The sequence below is a fragment of the Streptococcus sp. 27098_8_148 genome (assembly GCF_041432105.1).
GTDB classification, from domain to species: domain Bacteria; phylum Bacillota; class Bacilli; order Lactobacillales; family Streptococcaceae; genus Streptococcus; species Streptococcus parasanguinis_AE.
In genome coordinates this window covers 104,774-122,796 of the sequence record NZ_JAPVYY010000003.1, presented here as the reverse complement: position 1 = coordinate 122,796, position 18,023 = coordinate 104,774, and the positions used below count along the sequence as shown (strand labels likewise).

Below are 18,023 nucleotides of genomic sequence, written 5' to 3'. Positions count from 1 at the left end.
AAATAGAATGACAGAACCAATTTTGCAAGTCAAGGACTTGTCGGTTTATTACAATAAAAAGAAGGCTTTGAATAGTGTCTCCTTGGACTTTGCTCCAAAGGAGATTACAGCCTTGATTGGTCCTTCAGGATCAGGGAAATCTACCCTTTTAAAAGCCATTAACCGCATGGGCGACCTTAACCATGAGGTCACCACCACAGGAACCATCCTCTACAATGGACATAATATCTACGGACCACGGACCGATACGGTCGAATTGCGTAAGGAAATCGGAATGGTCTTCCAACAGCCCAATCCTTTCCCAATGTCCATTTATGATAACGTGACCTATGGCTTGATGATTAATGGTGTCAAGGACAAGGCTGTCTTGGACGAAGCAGTTGAAACCTCTTTGAAACGCGCGTCCATCTGGGATGAAGTCAAGGATCGCCTGCATGATTCAGCTATCGGGCTTTCCGGTGGTCAGCAGCAGCGGGTCTGTGTGGCGCGGGTCCTTGCGACCAGTCCAAAGATTATTCTTTTGGATGAGCCTACTTCAGCGCTAGACCCGATTTCAGCTGGGAAGATTGAAGAAACCTTGTATGGACTAAAAGACCGTTACACCATGCTCTTGGTGACACGCTCCATGCAACAAGCGAGTCGGATTTCCGATAAAACAGCCTTTTTCTTGGATGGGGATTTGATTGAGTACAATGATACCAATGAAATGTTCTTGAACCCAGCTAAGAAAGAAACAGAAGACTATGTCTCTGGTAAATTTGGATAGGAAGAAAATAAAATGTTACGAGTTCAATTTGAAGAAGATTTAGAGAAGTTGCATAACCAGTTTTATGCAATGGGAAATGAAGTGTTGAGTCAGATCAACCGTACAGTTCGTGCTTTCGTGACCCATGACCGTGAATTGGCCCGTCAGGTTATCGAAGATGATGCGGAGATCAACGAATACGAAGTGAAGCTAGAGCGTAAGTCTTTTGAGATTATCGCCCTTCAACAGCCTGTTTCACAAGACCTTCGCGTCGTGATGACCGTCTTAAAAGCAGTTTCTGACTTGGAGCGGATGGGTGACCACGCAGTATCGATTGCCAAGGCAACGATTCGCATGAAAGGGGAAGTCCGTATCCAATCTGTTGAGGAAGAAATCAGCAAGATGGGCCGTGAAGTCAAAGATTTTGTCGAAGCGACACTAGATGTTTACCTCAAAGGCGATGTGGATTTGGCCTATGAAGTTGCTTCACGAGATGAAGTCATCAACCATTACTTCGATAGCATCCAAGAATTAGCAACAGAAGAAATTCGGAAAAATCCAGAGTCCATCGTGACGGGTCGTGATTATTTCCAGGTGATCAACTTCTTGGAACGCATCGGAGATTATGCAAAAAATATCTGTGAATGGGTAGTTTACTTTGAAACAGGTAAAATTATCGAAATGTAAGATCTTGGAGTCTTTTCGATCTCAGACAGGCATTGTCATGCTTGTCTTTTCTTTTATCCCAACTTTGTGATAAAATAGTTTTATTAGGGCTTTTGATTGGAAAAGCGTGAAACATTTAAAGGAGGAAATTATGCAAGCAGTTGCACATTTTGTAGAAACATTCGTTCCAGAACATTACGAAGTGTTTTTGGATTTAAGTCGTAAAACTAAGACCTTTAGCGGTCGTGTGGTAATCACAGGTCAAGCCAAGGCGGACAAGATCTCGCTTCACCAAAAGGATTTGACCATCGAAACAGTAGAGGTAGCCGGTCAAGCTCGTCCATTTACGGTTGATGATGCCAATGAAGCAGTTTATGTTGAATTGGAAGGCACAGGTCAAGTGACAGTTACCCTGACCTATTCTGGTAAGATCACAGACAATATGACTGGGATTTACCCATCTTACTACAGTATTGATGGTGTGAAGAAGGAAGTCCTTTCAACTCAGTTTGAGAGCCATTTTGCGCGTGAAGCCTTTCCAAGTGTGGACGAGCCTGAAGCCAAAGCAACGTTTGATCTTTCTTTGAAATTTGACCAAGAAGAAGGTGAAATTGCCCTTTCAAATATGCCTGAAATCGATGTGGAGAACCGCAAAGAAACAGGCATTTGGAAATTTGCTACGACTCCACGGATGTCTTCTTACCTCCTTGCCTTTGCTGCTGGAGATCTTCAAGGGATCACGGCCAAAACAAAAAATGGCACTCTCGTAGGTATCTATTCAACCAAGGCCCATCCGTTGAAAAACTTAGAATTTTCTCTTGATGTCGCTGTACGAGTCATCGAATTTTATGAAGACTATTATGGCGTGAAGTATCCAATTCCTCAATCCCTTCATGTAGCGCTTCCTGACTTCTCAGCTGGAGCCATGGAAAACTGGGGCTTGGTGACGTACCGTGAAGTCTATCTCCTCGTAGATGAAAACTCAACTGCAGTTAGCCGTCAACAAGTTGCTCTTGTAGTCGCTCACGAATTGGCTCACCAATGGTTTGGTAACCTGGTAACCATGAAGTGGTGGGATGACCTCTGGTTGAACGAAAGTTTTGCCAACATGATGGAATATGTATCTGTCAATGCCATCGAACCAAGCTGGAATATCTTTGAAGACTTCCAAACAACAGGTGTTCCATTGGCTTTGAAACGCGATGCAACCGATGGGGTTCAATCTGTCCATGTGGAAGTCAAACACCCTGATGAAATCAATACTCTTTTTGACCCTGCCATCGTCTATGCGAAGGGAAGCCGTCTCATGCATATGCTCCGTCGCTGGTTAGGAGATGACGCATTCCGTAAAGGTCTCAAGGCTTACTTTGAAAAACACCAATACGGCAATACTATTGGACGTGACCTTTGGAATGCCCTAGGTGATGCATCTGGCCGTGATGTAGCAGCCTTCATGGATTCTTGGTTGGAACAACCTGGTTATCCAGTTCTTACAGCAGTGGTAGAAAATGATACCTTGAAGATCAGCCAAAAACAATTCTTCATCGGAGAACATGAAGACCAAGGCCGTCAATGGGTGGTGCCATTGAACAGCAACTGGTCTGGTATTCCAGATACACTTGAAACAGAAACCCTTGAAATCCCAGGTTATGCTGCCCTTGCTGCTGCAAATAGTGAACCGCTTCGTTTCAATACGGAAAATACAGCCCACTACATTACCGATTACCAAGGAGAGCTCTTGGATGCGATTGTAGACAACATGGCTTCCTTGGATAACTTGAGCAAGCAACAAATCCTTCAAGAACGCCGTCTCTTGGCAGAAAGTGGTGTCATCTCTTATGCAAGTCTCTTGCCAGTCATCGAGAAATTGACCCAAGAAACGTCTTATTTGGTTGTATCTGCAGTTTCATCAATTCTTCAAGGGCTCAGCCTCTTTGTGGATGAAGGGACGGAAGTAGAAGCAGCTTATAAGAAGTTGCTCGTGACCTTCAACCAATTCAACTTTGAACGCCTTGGTTTTGAACCAAAAGCCGGAGAAGCGGATGAAGATGAAATGGTTCGTCAATTGGTTATTTCAAATATGATCAAGGGAGACGATGCCAAAGCAAGCGCCAAAGCAAGTGAAATCTATGCAGCCCATGCAGAGGATATCAGCAAGCTTCCAGCCGCTATTCGTTTGCAAATCTTGATTAACCAAATCAAACACCATGAAAACAAAGAATTGACTGATTTGTACTTGAACACTTATGCCCAAGCGACAGATGGCAACTTCAAGCGTCAATTGTCTACAGCTCTGGCTTATACAACCGATGCAGACACTGTTGAAAAGATTTTGACAGAGTGGAAGAACAAGGATGTTGTGAAACCACAAGACTTGGCAATGAGTTGGTATTTCACCTTCTTACACCATGAGTTCACCCAAGAATCTGCCTGGACTTGGGCGCGTGAAAATTGGGAATGGGTCAAAGCAGCTCTTGGCGGAGACATGAGCTTTGACAAGTTTGTCATTTACCCAGCCAATACCTTCAAAACAGCAGAGCGCTTAGCAGAATTCAAAGCTTTCTTTGAACCACAATTGTCTGATATGGCTATCAGCCGAAACATCAGCATGGGAATCAAGGAAATCGCAGCACGTGTGGATTTAATCCAACGGGAAAAAGCAGCAGTAGAAGCCGCTATCCTTGCGACAAAATAGATTTAAAAAAATCGGTACAGAAATTTCTGTATCGATTTTTTAGTGGACTTTGTATCTTATTTGAAATACCAGTGGTGTTTGAGGCTGGCAAAAATTGCCTTGCTGGTGATCGTGATGATGACCAGTTTGATGAGGTCAGCAAGGATAAAGGGAGCAACGACCAAAGCAAATGCTTTTTGGAGATCAGTATGCGTGACCAGCATAAAGCCGATAGCTCCGGATACAAAGAGGAGAGCACTACTGAGGAGATTGGCAAAAAAGATAGTGAAAATGCTGGATTTAGCATTGGTAAATAGAGACGTGATCCATGCTCGGAATGGGAAGAAGAGGAGGAAACCAGCAGTAGGACCAAGGAAATGCGAAGCACCACCAGCACCTCCGGCAAATACTGGAAAACCTAAGAAGCCTAAAAGCAGGTAGAGGCAGACTGTGACAAAGGCATGGCTGGGTTTATAGATGGTCCCGATGATCCCGATCATGAGTGTCTGTAGGGTCAAAGGAATCGGACCAAATGGAATGGTGAATTGAGATAGGACGGAGATCATGGCCACTCCAATGGAGATGAGAACTAAGGGAAAGATTTTCTTCATAACAGTTAACCTCGTATTTATTCTATGGTAACTATTCTACAATAAGGAGCTCAACCTGTCAATAGCCCACGCTTGTTTTAGGATTTTTTAAGTAAAAATTTAGGCAGGCTTAAGACTCCTAAAGTATAATCGCCTTACTAAAGGATCGAGCTCCCTTTAAATTTTAAAAGAAAAGTACTTGTACAAAAAGATAAAAGGTAAAAAGATGAATCAAAAAGAAACAAAACAAGTAGTCGAAACGCAAGAATCCAAAGAAAAAATGGTTGTCCTCAAACGAAGTCCTAAGTGGTGGATTGGCATGGCAGCCGTTGGTGGATTGTTGGTTGGTGCTGGAAGTGGCTTTGGTGTCGGTGTCATCGCCTCACAATCTTCCAATAATCAACAATTTTCTCAACCGGTCCAAACGGGTCAGAACCAAGGATCTAATCAGCAACAAAATAGTCAAAATGGCCATGCTTCACAAGGAAACCAGCAAAATGGTGGCCCACAGGATGGCGGCCCTCAAGGCGGTGGTCCACAAGGTGGTGGCCAAGGACAAGGCGGCCCACAAGGCAGCGGACCTGGTCAGATGCCACAAGAAGGCAATGGTGGCCCACAAGGGAATGGTCCAGATAATGACATGAACCAATCTGGCGGACAAGAAGGGAACCAGGGTTCCTCTAAAAAGTCCAATAAGAAGAATTCAAAAAATAAAAACAAGACGAGTGATAGTCAAAGTAACAAAGAAAACACGACAAACTCATAGAATTAGCCTCCCTCAGGCAGGCTGAATTTGATCATAAAACCGGGTTCTAAACTATAGGAAATGAAGGCAAGTCGTGTTATAATGGTTAAGAATAGATTAGAAAGACTCACTCACGAAAGAGAAGAGGATACGACGATGATTAAAATTCTATTGGTCGAAGATGACCTTGGTTTGTCAAATTCAGTATTTGATTTTTTAGATGATTTTGCGGATGTCATGCAGGTCTTTGACGGAGAAGAAGGTCTCTACGAAGCAGAAAGTGGGATCTATGATTTGATTTTGCTGGACCTCATGCTTCCTGAAAAAGACGGTTTCCATGTATTGAAAGAATTGCGTGAAAAAGGCGTGACAACCCCTGTTTTGATCATGACAGCCAAAGAAAGTCTGGATGACAAAGGGCACGGATTTGAGCTAGGGGCAGACGATTACCTCACCAAGCCTTTCTACCTAGAAGAGCTTAAGATGCGGATTCAAGCTCTCTTGAAGCGCTCAGGAAAGGTCAATGAAAATACCCTCAATTATGGCAATTTGAAGGTCAATTTATCTACCAATTCGACTTATGTGGATGGGAAAGAAGTGGAACTTCTTGGGAAGGAATTTGATCTTTTGGTCTATTTCCTTCAAAACCAAAATGTCATCCTTCCAAAGACCCAGATCTTCGATCGTCTCTGGGGCTTTGATAGTGACACAACCATCTCAGTGGTTGAAGTCTATGTTTCAAAAATCCGTAAGAAATTAAAAGGTACTGATTTCGTTGAGAACTTGCAAACATTGCGCAGTGTGGGGTATATCTTAAAAGATGCTAACCAGAATTAAGAAAACCGTCGGGGAAGATGATTTTTCCTACTTCATCCGATATTTTGGGCTCTTTACTTTGATATTCTCAGCCATGACCCTGATTATCATCCAGGTCATGCGCTCGAGTCTCTATACAACGGTCGATGAAAACCTCAAGACTCTCAGTCAGGATCCCTACTCGCTTGTAGCGATTGCTTATCGAGACCAGCGACAGTCAAATACCAAAGGAGATGATAATGATCATGAGATGATGATCCCAGATCATGATAAATCAGAACCTAAAGGGGATGTCACATCCAATACCACTGTTGTTTTGCTCAATAAAAAATATGAAAACTTGACAACCGGTAATGGGTTTTTAAACTTCAAAACCGTGACGTTTGGTCGAAAGCTCCTCAACAAGGTTTCCCAACTTCAAATTACAAATAGCTATGGGAAAAAAGAAAGTTACCGGGCCTATATGGCAGAGTTGAGTTTATCTGATGATGAAAGTGATAGTGATATCAAGTATGCGGTTGTCATGACCAATATCAGTCAGCTAGAGCAGACCAGTGAAGAGCACGAAAGTCAAATTGCCCTTGTCATGATCTGCTTCTGGGGAATCTCTTTATTCGCTAGTCTCTTCTTAGCACGTCTCAGCGTCAAGCCCCTTCTTGAGAGTATGCAAAAGCAAAAGGCTTTCGTGGAAAATGCTTCCCATGAGTTGAGGACGCCTTTAGCAGTTCTGCAAAATCGCCTCGAAACGCTTTTTAGAAAGCCTGAAGCGACCATTATGGAATCGAGTGAGAATATTGCATCCAGTTTGGATGAAGTTCGAAATATGAAGCTCTTGACCACCAACCTTCTTAATATCGCTCGAAGAGATGACGGCTTGAAGCCGGAGATGGAAGATATCGAACCAAGCTTTTTCGATCAGACCTTCTCGAATTTTGAGATCATTGCAGAAGAAAATGGCAAAATCTTCCGAGGAGACAATCAGGTGGACAAAGTCATTTGTTCTGATAGAACGCTCCTCAAGCAATTGATGACCATTCTCTATGACAATGCCTTGAAGTATACCGATGAAGATGGTGAGATCCAGTTTGAAGTTCAATTGAAGGATAAAAATCTTCTTTTGAGAGTGCTGGATAATGGTCCAGGGATTCGAGATGAGGATAAGAAACGGATCTTTGATCGTTTTTACCGAGTCGACAAGGCCAGAACCCGTCAAAAAGGTGGATTTGGTTTGGGGTTATCCCTCGCTAAGCAGATCGTAGAAGCCTTTAAAGGGACCATTCAAGTCAAAGATAATAAACCAAAAGGGACCATCTTTGAAGTGAAATTATCCATTAAGACGGAAAGTCGTAAAAAAAATCGTTCATAATCTTTTAAAAATAGAAAAGAGGAAAACCTATGAGTTCAAAAATGTTGCACACTTGCCTTCGTGTGGAAAACTTAGAAAAATCAATCGCTTTTTACCAAGATGCTTTTGGTTTTGAAGAAAAACGTCGGAAAGATTTCCCAGACTACAAGTTCACGATTGTTTATTTGGCCTTGCCTGGAGATGACTATGAGTTGGAATTGACTTACAATTATGATCATGGTCCATATGTTATTGGAGACGGCTATGCTCACGTTGCCTTGAGTACTCCTGATCTAGAAGGTTTGAATGCTGAACACAAGGCTAAAGGCTATGAAGTGACGGAACCAAAAGGTCTTCCAGGAACGCAACCGAATTACTATTTCGTTGTAGATCCGGATGGATATAAAGTAGAAGTCATTCGCGAAAAATAAGAGGGACTAAAAATAGGAGGCTGGGATAAAAGTCCTAGCCTCTCAATTATTTTTGGATTGTCGAGCAAGACGCAGTGGTTGAGTGGGCTCTACTACGCTGACTTCATCAGATTTTACAGCCCTACTCAACTGTGCGGAGGTGGGACGACGAAATCGAATTCTTACAAATTACCGATTTCTGTCCCACTCTCTCTTTTTTATGAAACCATTTACAAAAAAGGAATGTTTTTTCGAGAGAAATTTGCTATAATAAAGTTATGAGATTCAAACACACGAAAACTATTTTATTAATCATTACAAATCTCCTTTTATTGAGTCTTTTGTATATTAGCTATCAAAAGATTCAAAGGGTTCGTGAACAAAAAGCCTATCAGGATCAGTTTGATAAGGTCACCCAACTAGAGAAAAGCTCTGAAAAAGGGAAAGATGTTCAAGTTCAGGAAGGGATTTTAGGAACTTCTTATGTGACGGCTTATTATCCTACTAAAGATGGACAGCCTGTTGAGATTGTGAAAGAGAAGATTCAAGAAGACCTTCAGCGTCTAGGATCCGATGAAAAAACCAAAGAACCAAAGCATTTGACCTTCTACCATAGTGAAGAAGCAGAAGGGCCTTTTGTTGGCTATCACCCGATCCAGATTAAGCGGTCTGAATACCAGTACAAAAAAGGGAAATTCATCAAAGATGAGACGGCGAAGTTGCCCCTCTTTTACTTGGATGATGAGAACAATCCTCTGACCCTCAGCCAAGTTTTTGCGGATCCAGATGGAGCCAAGCAGATCTTTTTGGAGGAATTACGAGGGAATCTAGCCTTTCGTCAGTTGGACGAGGAAAGCATTGATCAAATGGTTGCCCACTTCTCAGAGTTGGATTTGAGCCAATGGGAATTCCAATATGAAAAAGGAAATTTCACCATTCCATTTCCAACCAAGGTTAAAGGAGATGATACCTTCACTGTTCCCTTGTCTAAATTCTATGATGTGATCGATTCAGAGCGCTTGCTTCCTGATGATCTAGCTTCTTATGAATCCTATATAGAAGAACGCCACCGTAAGATGATTGCCCTGACCTTTGATGATGGACCAGATCCAACCACGACTCCTCAGGCGCTGGCCATCTTAAAGAAATACAATGCTAAAGCTACCTTCTTTATGGTTGGAAAAAATGTCAGCGCGAATCCGGATATTGCTAAGCAAGTCCGCAAAGAAGGTCATCAAATCGGGAACCATACCTGGGATCATCCTCAGTTGCCAAAATTGAGCTTGGATAATGCTAAAAAAGAAATCTTGGATACCCAAGAAGCTATTCAAAAAGCGACAGGTGTGCAGACCAAGATTACCCGTCCTCCGTATGGAGCCATCAATAGTGCCATCCAATACGGTGTCGACCAATCCTTCATCATGTGGGATGTGGATAGCCTAGATTGGAAGACGCATAATACGACGGCTATTCTCAATGAAGTGAAAAAAGAAGTCAAACCGGGTTCGATTATCCTCATGCATGATATCCATCAAACCACGATTGACGCTCTACCGACCGTCCTTGACTACCTCAAATCACAAGGCTATACCTTTGTAACGGTGGATGAGTTGTTGGATTATCAACTTGAAAGTCATCGCATTTATTACAATGGAAATTAACATAAAAATCCTCTGCAGTTCATTCACTAGCAGAGGATTTTCTTATTCATTTAAAAAGAGTTCTGAATTTTTTAAAACCAGTTCACGTACAGAAGCGTATTTTTTTAAGGATTTGAGTTCTTCTGGGTGGGTGATAAAGGTAATCACATAGCCATCATGCCCCATTCGTCCTGTACGACCGGCACGGTGGGTATAGGTCTCCACATCACGGGGGATATCGTAGTTAATCACACATTCAAGATGTTCAATATCGATTCCACGAGCGACCAAATCGGTGGCCAGTAAGAGGGTTAGCTGATGGTCTTTGAAGCGTTCCAGGATGACCTTGCGGTATTTGACATTGACATCACTAGCCAGCGACACGGCCTCAACACCACGGTATTGTAGTTTTTCTTCAGCACTACCCAGATCAGACAGGCTATTGAAAAAAGCCAGACCACGAAAATCTTCGACGTAGGCGAGTTTGCGGAGCAATTCGACCTTGTCCCGCTTATCCACTTGCATATAAAAATGTTGGATATTGTCCAAAGAAACTCCATCAACCGAAATGCGAAGAGTATTTTCTTCTAGCTGGTCAGGATCGACCTTGGCTGTGGCGCTCATATAGATATATTGGTGGTCACGGGGAGCATAGTGGCTGATCTTGTCGACGAAGTGGTACTGAGAATCGCTCAGTAATTGGTCGAATTCATCTAAAATGATAGTTTCCACATTCATCATTTTGATCTTTTTCAGCTTGATCAGTTCAAAGATCCGACCAGGCGTCCCAACCAGGATTTCGGGTCCTTTTTTGAGGCGTTCGATTTGCCGTTTTTGACTAGATCCTGAAAGGAAGAGTTGTGTCTGGAGACCGAGAGGCTCTGCCCATTGTTTGGTGACATCAAAAATTTGTCCTGCTAACTCTGTATTAGGAGCTAAAATCAAGAGTTGTTGGGCCTTCTTCGGTTTGAGTTTGAGCAAGCTCGGAAAGAGGTAGGCGAGTGTCTTACCCGTTCCAGTAGGACTGATCCCGAGGACATTTTCTCCTTCATAAATTGGGGAGAAGATCTGTTCCTGAATTTCAGTGAATGTATCAAATCCGAGTGTTTCTAACTGGTCTTTCCAGCTTTGTGGAAATTGTTCTTTCATTCTTTTTCATCCTTAAATTGTATTCCAGCGCTTTGACGCATCTGGTAGAGGGTTTCATGGACCTGCTCAGCTGTTTGTAACCACTCAAGATAAGCAGACGGCTTTTGATGAGCGATGGCAAGGGCAAAGGCTTCCGCCTCTTCTTGCATTTGGTGTGGGCAGGCCTGGACCGGAAGGTCGATGACCTCTCCAGAATGGCTGACGAAGCGAGCCTGGTTGATGGCTGCTACAGCATTGAGAGTTAGTGTTCCAGTCTTGGTGTAGATTTCAGCAGGTAGATGGCTGGTGATATTTTTCCCTGCCTGAATGGCAACCTGAAACTCTGGATAAATCAAGACACCTTGACCATAGAGATCAACCGAATTGGGTAATTGCTGAGCGGTGTAGTGGCTGAAGATCGGTTCTCCAAAGAAGCCAATGGCCAAGTAGAGGCAGTAGACTCCCAGATCCATCAAGGCTCCACCTGCATAGACATCTGAGAAAATATTGGGCATCTCACCTGCAAGAAGGGCCGGCAATTTAGAAGAATATTTGGCAAAGGTGAAGTTGGCGCCCAGTATTTCCTGGTTAGAGAGGAAGTTTTTAACTACTTGAAAGGCTGCTTCTTGGTAATTTCTGGCAGCTTCAAAGAGATAGACCTGGTGTTCATTAGCGAGCTTGATCAGTTCCTTCCATTCAGAAGGGGTGGTCACAGCCGGTTTTTCAATGATGACATGCTTCTTTGCTAAAATAGCAAGCTTGGCCTGAGCGAAATGAAGAGAATTGGGGCTGGCAATGTAGACCACATCCGGCTCACTGTCTAAAAAGTCGATGAAATCCGTGTAGCAAGAGATCGCTCCATAAGGCTCACAAAACTCTTGAGCTGTCTTCATCTTTCTCGAATACACAGCCTGCAAGTGATAGTGGCCCGTCTGATGAGCGGCTGTAATAAATTCATGTGAAATCCAACTCGTACCAATAATTCCCAGCTTTAACATAAGGTGTCCTTCCGTCATCGATTCACTCTATTATACCATGAAAAGGGGGAGGGGACAGTATAAAGTAGAAAATATGCACTGATTATTGTATAATGAAGTGATATGCTTAGAAGGGAAAACAATAGGATTGAGAAATTCAGAATTATTGATCATTATTCCTGCTTATAATGAGAGTGGAAATATTGAAAAAACAATCAAGATGATTGAAGAACATACACCTGAATTTGATTATGTCATTATCAATGATTGTTCTACAGATCAAACACTTGAAATTTGTCGCAATAACAACTTTAATGTTATCGATTTACCGATTAATTTAGGAATTGGTGGTGCTGTCCAGACTGGTTATCAATATGCAGTTAAAAATGGCTATCAATATGCTGTTCAAGTGGATGGAGATGGTCAGCATAATCCTGAATTTATCAGAAAGATGCTTCAAGTCCTTCAAGAGAAGAATGTGAACATGGTGATTGGCTCTCGTTTCATTGAAAATCAAGGTTTCCAATCCTCCTTCGCGCGACGGATTGGAATTTCATTTTTTGAAAAATTAATTAAGATTTTAACCGGTCAAAAGGTAACAGATCCTACATCAGGATTGCGAGTGGCTGATCGAAAAGTGATTGAAGAATTTGCTAAACAATATCCAAGTGATTATCCAGAACCAGAAACGATTGTGTCCCTCTTAACCTCAGGCTATTCCGTTGCAGAAGTACCGGTCTTGATGAACGAGCGAGAACACGGAGAATCATCGATTACATTCAGTAAGTCTGTTTACTATATGATCAAGGTGACAATGGCAATGCTATTGGCTAGAATTGGTGGAGGATATAAGAAATAACATGCTAAATATTTGGTTAACCCTTATTGTAATTATTTTTATCGTTTATATTCTACGCCTAGTTGCAAAGAAAGTCGTTGAACTGAGAAATGTCATTTCTTGGCTCATTCTTTGTTTGCTATCGTTGCCAGTCATTTGGTTTCCTAATTTGATTGGAGCAATATCTTCATTTCTCGGTATTCAGACGCTAAGTAACTTTATTTTTTTATTAAGTACATTTTTATTAATATTTTTAATTTTTTCATTAACTCGTACTGTATCAAAGCAATCCGTTCAGATTAAGAGATTGTCACAAACTATAGCTTTACTAAGAAGTGAGAATGAAAATGAACAATAAAGTAAATAGGAGTATTTATTTTTGGAATTTTGCAGGGAATATAGCAGCAGCTGCAGTTTCTATATTGTATTTGATAATTGTCTCTCGTTATACTTCAGCAAGTGATGCTGATAATTTTAGTTTGGCTTATGCAATTGGAAACCTATGGGTTGTCATTGGTATTTTTCAAGTTAGAAATTATCAGGCGACTGATTTGAAAGAAACGTACTCGTATTTGGAATATTGGCTAACTAGGGTTATTACAGTTTGTTTAATGTTAGTTTCACTATTTCCGTATTTATTTTTTAGTGGAAATAATGTTGGAAAAGGGGATTTATTTTTAATTATCATCCTAACAGTTATTTATCGTTCATGTGATGCTTTTTCTGATTTATTCCAAGGATTATTTCAACAACATGAACGTTTAGATATTGCAGGGAAATTAATGGTGCTTCGTTATAGTTTAAGCACAATCATTCTCCTAATTAGTTTGTTACTTTCAAATTCTTTAATTTTTTCTTTAATTTGTTTATGTTTTTTTAATGTTCTTTTTGTTTTTGGGGGTGATTACATCCAATCCAAACAAATAAGAACGATACCTTTTAATCAGATTTCATCTGCTACATTTAAGCGGTCAATTAGCATCATGAAAACTTGTCTTCCATTGTTTGTCAACGGCTTTTTATTGGTATATGTATTGAATTATCCAAAACAAGTGATTGATAAATTGCTAGTAGAGGGCGTATTACGTGAAGGTGCTCAAAGGGATTTCAGTATTCTATTCATGCCTGTTTTCTTTATGAGTTTATTTGTATTAGCACTAAGACCGTTAATAACCGATTTGGCAAAACAATGGTCAGAAAAAAGATTTCATACATTTAATGCTATGATTCGTAAGATTTTATTATTGCTTATGATTTTGGGACTAGTAGTATCAATATTGGCCTATTTGATAGGGATTCCTATTTTGAATATTATAAGTGGTATTGATTTATCAAATTATGGTTTATTACTTACTATTTTAGTGCTTTCCGGCTTTTTATATTCTATAGCTTCTGTCATAGGTGATTTTTTAATTATATTGAGGAAACAAGTCTATCTACTCTATGTTTATGTCGCAATGGCGTTATTGACGAATATTCTTACGCCTATAGTGATGAGGGAGTTTGGCTTGTTTGGAGCAGGGCTTAGTTTTGTTATTGTTATGTTGTTTTACACCATTGCTAGTTGGATTGTCTTTGTTATTATGAGAAGGAAGGAGATTCAAAAATATGAATCAGTGGAATGATCATACATTTGTAATCTGTGCTTATGGGGATAGTCCTTTTTTAGAGGATTGTATAAACTCGTTATTAAGCCAAACCGTAAAAAGTAATATCATTTTGTATACTTCTACTCCAAGTGTATTTATCGAAAGTATTTGCCAAAAATATGCCATTCCGTTTAATACAACTGTAGGTGGCGGGATTGGAAAAGATTGGAATAATGCTTTATCTTTTGTTACTACCCAATATGCTACAATAGCCCATCAAGATGATTATTATGAGCCAACCTATTTAATGGAAATTCAAGAGAGGATAAAGAAGCATCAAGATGCTATCATTCTTTATTCTGATTATTTTGAAGAAAAAAATGGAGAGGTCATTAAACCGACTTCAAATCTAAAAATCAAATCATTAATGTTAAAAACAATCTCATTATTCCCTAAAACTAGGTGGTGGAGAAATCGGATTCTTGCTTTTGGAAATCCAATTTGTTGCCCTGCTGTAACTTATAATTTAGAATTGGTTAAGGGCTTTAGATTTGATGAGGAATGGAGAGTTAGTCTAGATTGGCTTGCCTGGTACCATTTGGCTAAATTTGATGGCAGATTTGTATATGTTCCAAAAAAATTAATGTGCCATCGTATTCATGAAGACTCTGAAACGAGTAATACCATTAGTGACAATACTCGAACAAAGGAAGATTACATGATGTTTAAACTCTTTTGGCCAAACGGATTAGCGAAATGTTTAAATCGTTTTTATAAAAAGAGTCAGGATACGAATGGTTAAAGTTTGCGTGCTCGAGGTTTGATAACAATATAAAAGTATGAATATCTTAATTATTTGAAAAACTATGGGTTCTATTAAAATATATAAAGGATAAGATTGTGAAAGAAGCGCCTAAGATTAGTGTCATTATTCCAGTATATAATGCAGAATTATATCTCAAAAGATGTATAGATTCCGTTTTGAATCAAAGTTTTAAATCATTTGAAATTATTGCAATTGATGATGGTTCAAAGGATAATTCGTTTAAAATATTGAATGAATACCAACAATTTTCTCCAAATATTAGAACTTTGAGTCGAGAAAATAAAGGTGCAGCCTATACTAGAAATGAAGGTATCAAGCTTGCAAAAGGTGAATTCATCATGTTTATCGATAGTGATGATTATATAAACCCAGATTACTTGCAGGTGTTTTATGATGAAATATCAAGTGGGATAGATGATGCAGTTATTGGTGGCCTTCAGAGAGTAAACCAAGATGGTAAACAACTATTTTCTATCCAATTGGGTAAAGATAAATGGTCGAAATATAGATCGATTTCACCATGTGCTCGCATCTATAGAAAAAAATTTTTAGTAGATCACGAACTTTCTTTTCCAGATATTCCGCTGGCTGAGGACTTGTTATTCAGCTTAACGGTATATACAAAATCTAAAAATATAAGAACTATCCCATATTGTGGATATAATTGGTTTTATAATGAGAATAGTGCCTCTAATACATTAAATAAAGGATTTAACCCAAATTTAGATATCAAGAATGTACTTGATAAAATTGCAGCGATTATCCCTAAAGATTTTTCTGAAACTAAATTAATTAAATTTTTTATAAAAAAATTTACTCTTTATTGGTTATTGGACGGTGGGAGACATTCTACAAGTGCAGAGTTTTTACGTCAATATAAAGAAATTAATGATTGGATCAGGATAAATGGAATGAAGTCCACTCTTTCTGTTTTTGATCGAGAAATTAGAGATGAGAGGTTTATGGTTAAACTAGCTATCTTTACAATGAACTTGATTGAAAAGCTCGGTTTATTAAAACTGTTTGCAAAACTGTATTGTAAAGGGTAGTTAGAAGATATACAGTTTACTGATAATTTAGTAGCAGATGTTAATAGGAGCAATGAATGGTTATATCAGTTGTAGTCCCATGTTTTAACGAAGAAGAATCGATTCCATTGTTTTATCGAGAAATGGAACGTGTTCGGATGAAGATGGGAGAAAAGTTTGAATATATTTTTATAAATGATGGCTCTTCAGATGGTACGCTATCTGTTCTTCAAAAGCTACATGTTACAGATTCAAATGTGCACTACCTTTCTTTTTCTCGAAATTTTGGGAAAGAGGCGGCGCTGTACGCTGGACTTGAGCGTGCTAGTGGTGAATACGTGACCGTCATGGATGTAGATCTGCAGGACCCTCCTGAGTTATTGATCGAAATGAAGCAGAAGTTGGAGGAACAGCCGAATTTAGACTGTGTCGGAACGAGACGCGTAACCCGGGATGGGGAACCACCGATCCGCTCTTTCTTTGCACGGATGTTTTATAAATTGATCAATCATATTAGCCAAGTGGAAATGGTTGACGGGGCGCGTGATTTTCGTTTGATGCGTCGTCCTATGGTCGATGCGATTCTTGAGCTCTCGGAGTACAATCGTTTCTCAAAAGGAATTTTTGCTTGGGTAGGATTTGAGACAGAATACCTCGAATATAAAAATGTAGAGCGCGTGGCAGGAGAGACGTCTTGGAATTTTTGGTCCCTCTTTAAGTATTCGATTGAAGGGATTGTCAATTTTTCGGATGCCCCATTAAACATTGCCTTTATTGGTGGACTGTTATCTTGGATTCTGGCCTTTATCATGGTGATTCTGATTGTGATCCGTACTTTAGTATTTGGAGACCCCACTTCTGGATGGCCATCCCTTATGACAGTGATTCTTTTCCTAGGAGGGTTCCAATTACTAACCATTGGGATTTTAGGGAAATATATCGGTAAGATATTCATGGAAACCAAGAAACGTCCAATCTATGTCATCAAAGAGAAAAGTAAGTAAAAAGCAGAAAACTTCTGCTTTTTTTGCTATAATGATAGAGAAAAAGCATTCGAAAGGAACGTAACATGATTTTAATTACAGGAGCAAATGGGCAGCTTGGAACAGAACTTCGCCATTTGTTAGATGAACGAAATGAAGAATATGTAGCTGTTGATGTGGCTGAGATGGACATTACAAATGCAGAGAAAGTAGACGAGGTATTTGCGGAAGTAAAACCAACCTTGGTTTATCACTGTGCTGCCTACACAGCTGTTGATGCTGCAGAAGATGAAGGAAAAGAGTTGGACTATGCCATCAACGTGACTGGTACAGAAAATGTAGCAAAAGCGTCTGAAAAACACGGTGCAACCTTGGTTTATATCTCAACGGACTACGTTTTTGATGGGAATAAACCAGTAGGGCAAGAATGGGAAGTAGACGATCAACCAGATCCTCAAACTGAGTACGGTCGTACCAAACGTATGGGGGAAGAATTGGTTGAGAAGCATGTGTCTAACTTCTATATCATCCGTACAGCTTGGGTCTTCGGGAACTACGGTAAGAACTTTGTCTTCACCATGCAAAATCTTGCCAAGACTCACAAAACACTTACAGTTGTTAATGACCAACATGGTCGTCCGACTTGGACCCGTACTCTTGCAGAGTTTATGACTTATTTGGCTGAAAACCGTAAGGAATATGGTTATTACCACTTGTCTAACGATGCGAAAGAAGATACAACTTGGTATGACTTTGCGGTTGAGATCCTCAAAGATACGGATGTAGAAGTGAAGCCAGTGGATTCTAGCCAATTTCCAGCTAAGGCAAAACGTCCACTGAACTCCACAATGAGTTTGGCAAAAGCGAAAGCTACTGGATTCGTTATTCCTACTTGGCAAGATGCCTTGAAAGAGTTCTATAAACAAGAAGTGAAATAAGAGAAATTTGAAGCGGCCCTCAAGGGTCGCTTTTCTGTTTGGATTAGGCAAAAAGCCTAGAAAATGGTATAATTGAATAGACTGT

At 40.2% G+C, this 18,023-nt stretch carries 18 protein-coding genes; 15 read left to right on the top strand and 3 right to left on the bottom strand.

What is annotated here, in order from left to right; all coding sequences use genetic code 11:
- Window positions 1-7 precede the first annotated feature (7 nt).
- The 3 genes from pstB (at window position 8) to O3646_RS03595 (ending at window position 4,106) form a co-directional block, all read left to right on the top strand.
- Window positions 8-766 carry a phosphate ABC transporter ATP-binding protein PstB gene (pstB, locus tag O3646_RS03605; RefSeq protein WP_003003393.1) on the top strand — a complete coding sequence of 253 codons (759 nt, stop codon included), beginning with the start codon at window positions 8-10 and terminating at the stop codon, window positions 764-766.
- Window positions 767-778: 12 nt separating this feature from the next.
- Window positions 779-1,432 (top strand): phosphate signaling complex protein PhoU, encoded by a 654-nt coding sequence (gene phoU, locus O3646_RS03600; protein WP_003006603.1) that lies wholly within the window; start codon window positions 779-781, stop codon window positions 1,430-1,432.
- Window positions 1,433-1,562: 130 nt separating this feature from the next.
- A complete protein-coding gene (locus O3646_RS03595) occupies window positions 1,563-4,106 on the top strand; it encodes a M1 family metallopeptidase (protein WP_118228285.1) in 2,544 nt (847 codons plus the stop codon).
- A 56-nt stretch (window positions 4,107-4,162) separates the two neighbouring features.
- Here the strand turns inward: O3646_RS03595 and O3646_RS03590 are convergent, their stop codons facing one another.
- Window positions 4,163-4,696: a biotin transporter BioY gene (locus tag O3646_RS03590; RefSeq protein WP_014713140.1), complete on the bottom strand. Its 534-nt coding sequence runs from the start codon at window positions 4,694-4,696 to the stop codon at window positions 4,163-4,165.
- Window positions 4,697-4,901: 205 nt separating this feature from the next.
- Between O3646_RS03590 and O3646_RS03585 the strand changes: the two genes are divergently transcribed.
- From O3646_RS03585 to O3646_RS03565, 5 genes are all read left to right on the top strand, one after another.
- A complete protein-coding gene (locus O3646_RS03585) occupies window positions 4,902-5,441 on the top strand; it encodes a hypothetical protein (RefSeq protein ID WP_070595202.1) in 540 nt (179 codons plus the stop codon).
- Between the two features lie 135 nt (window positions 5,442-5,576).
- Window positions 5,577-6,257, top strand: coding sequence for a response regulator transcription factor (locus O3646_RS03580; protein ID WP_021152983.1), 681 nt, complete (start codon window positions 5,577-5,579; stop codon window positions 6,255-6,257).
- Window positions 6,241-7,602, top strand: a complete 1,362-nt coding sequence (locus tag O3646_RS03575; protein WP_070595204.1) for a cell wall metabolism sensor histidine kinase WalK — start codon at window positions 6,241-6,243, stop codon at window positions 7,600-7,602. Before O3646_RS03580 ends, O3646_RS03575 begins: the two co-directional genes overlap by 17 nt.
- A gap of 29 nt (window positions 7,603-7,631) precedes the next feature.
- Window positions 7,632-8,012, top strand: coding sequence for a VOC family protein (locus O3646_RS03570; protein ID WP_003006623.1), 381 nt, complete (start codon window positions 7,632-7,634; stop codon window positions 8,010-8,012).
- Between the two features lie 257 nt (window positions 8,013-8,269).
- Window positions 8,270-9,652, top strand: a complete 1,383-nt coding sequence (locus O3646_RS03565; RefSeq protein ID WP_371610552.1) for a polysaccharide deacetylase family protein — start codon at window positions 8,270-8,272, stop codon at window positions 9,650-9,652.
- 42 nt (window positions 9,653-9,694) lie between these two features.
- Here the strand turns inward: O3646_RS03565 and O3646_RS03560 are convergent, their stop codons facing one another.
- Window positions 9,695-10,780, bottom strand: coding sequence for a DEAD/DEAH box helicase (locus O3646_RS03560; RefSeq protein ID WP_371610551.1), 1,086 nt, complete (start codon window positions 10,778-10,780; stop codon window positions 9,695-9,697).
- Complete coding sequence (locus O3646_RS03555; protein WP_371610550.1) at window positions 10,777-11,757, bottom strand: Gfo/Idh/MocA family protein; 981 nt, start codon at window positions 11,755-11,757, stop codon at window positions 10,777-10,779. Before O3646_RS03555 ends, O3646_RS03560 begins: the two co-directional genes overlap by 4 nt.
- 127 nt (window positions 11,758-11,884) lie before the next feature.
- Between O3646_RS03555 and O3646_RS03550 the strand changes: the two genes are divergently transcribed.
- From O3646_RS03550 to rfbD, 7 genes are all read left to right on the top strand, one after another.
- A complete protein-coding gene (locus O3646_RS03550) occupies window positions 11,885-12,595 on the top strand; it encodes a glycosyltransferase family 2 protein (RefSeq protein ID WP_031574211.1) in 711 nt (236 codons plus the stop codon).
- 1 nt (window position 12,596) lies between these two features.
- Window positions 12,597-12,932: a DUF2304 domain-containing protein gene (locus tag O3646_RS03545; protein ID WP_049515582.1), complete on the top strand. Its 336-nt coding sequence runs from the start codon at window positions 12,597-12,599 to the stop codon at window positions 12,930-12,932.
- Window positions 12,922-14,199 (top strand): polysaccharide biosynthesis protein, encoded by a 1,278-nt coding sequence (locus O3646_RS03540; RefSeq protein WP_065427739.1) that lies wholly within the window; start codon window positions 12,922-12,924, stop codon window positions 14,197-14,199. The genes O3646_RS03545 and O3646_RS03540 overlap by 11 nt, the downstream gene beginning before the upstream one ends.
- Window positions 14,183-14,965 (top strand): glycosyltransferase, encoded by a 783-nt coding sequence (locus O3646_RS03535; protein WP_049515577.1) that lies wholly within the window; start codon window positions 14,183-14,185, stop codon window positions 14,963-14,965. The genes O3646_RS03540 and O3646_RS03535 overlap by 17 nt, the downstream gene beginning before the upstream one ends.
- Window positions 14,966-15,063: 98 nt before the next feature.
- Window positions 15,064-16,038, top strand: a complete 975-nt coding sequence (locus O3646_RS03530) for a glycosyltransferase family 2 protein (protein ID WP_239683028.1) — start codon at window positions 15,064-15,066, stop codon at window positions 16,036-16,038.
- Window positions 16,039-16,094: 56 nt separating this feature from the next.
- On the top strand, window positions 16,095-17,021 hold the full coding sequence (locus O3646_RS03525) for a glycosyltransferase family 2 protein (RefSeq protein WP_049522876.1): 927 nt from the start codon (window positions 16,095-16,097) through the stop codon (window positions 17,019-17,021).
- 65 nt (window positions 17,022-17,086) lie between these two features.
- Window positions 17,087-17,938 (top strand): dTDP-4-dehydrorhamnose reductase, encoded by an 852-nt coding sequence (gene rfbD, locus O3646_RS03520; protein WP_049522875.1) that lies wholly within the window; start codon window positions 17,087-17,089, stop codon window positions 17,936-17,938.
- The last annotated feature ends 85 nt before the right edge of the window (window positions 17,939-18,023 follow it).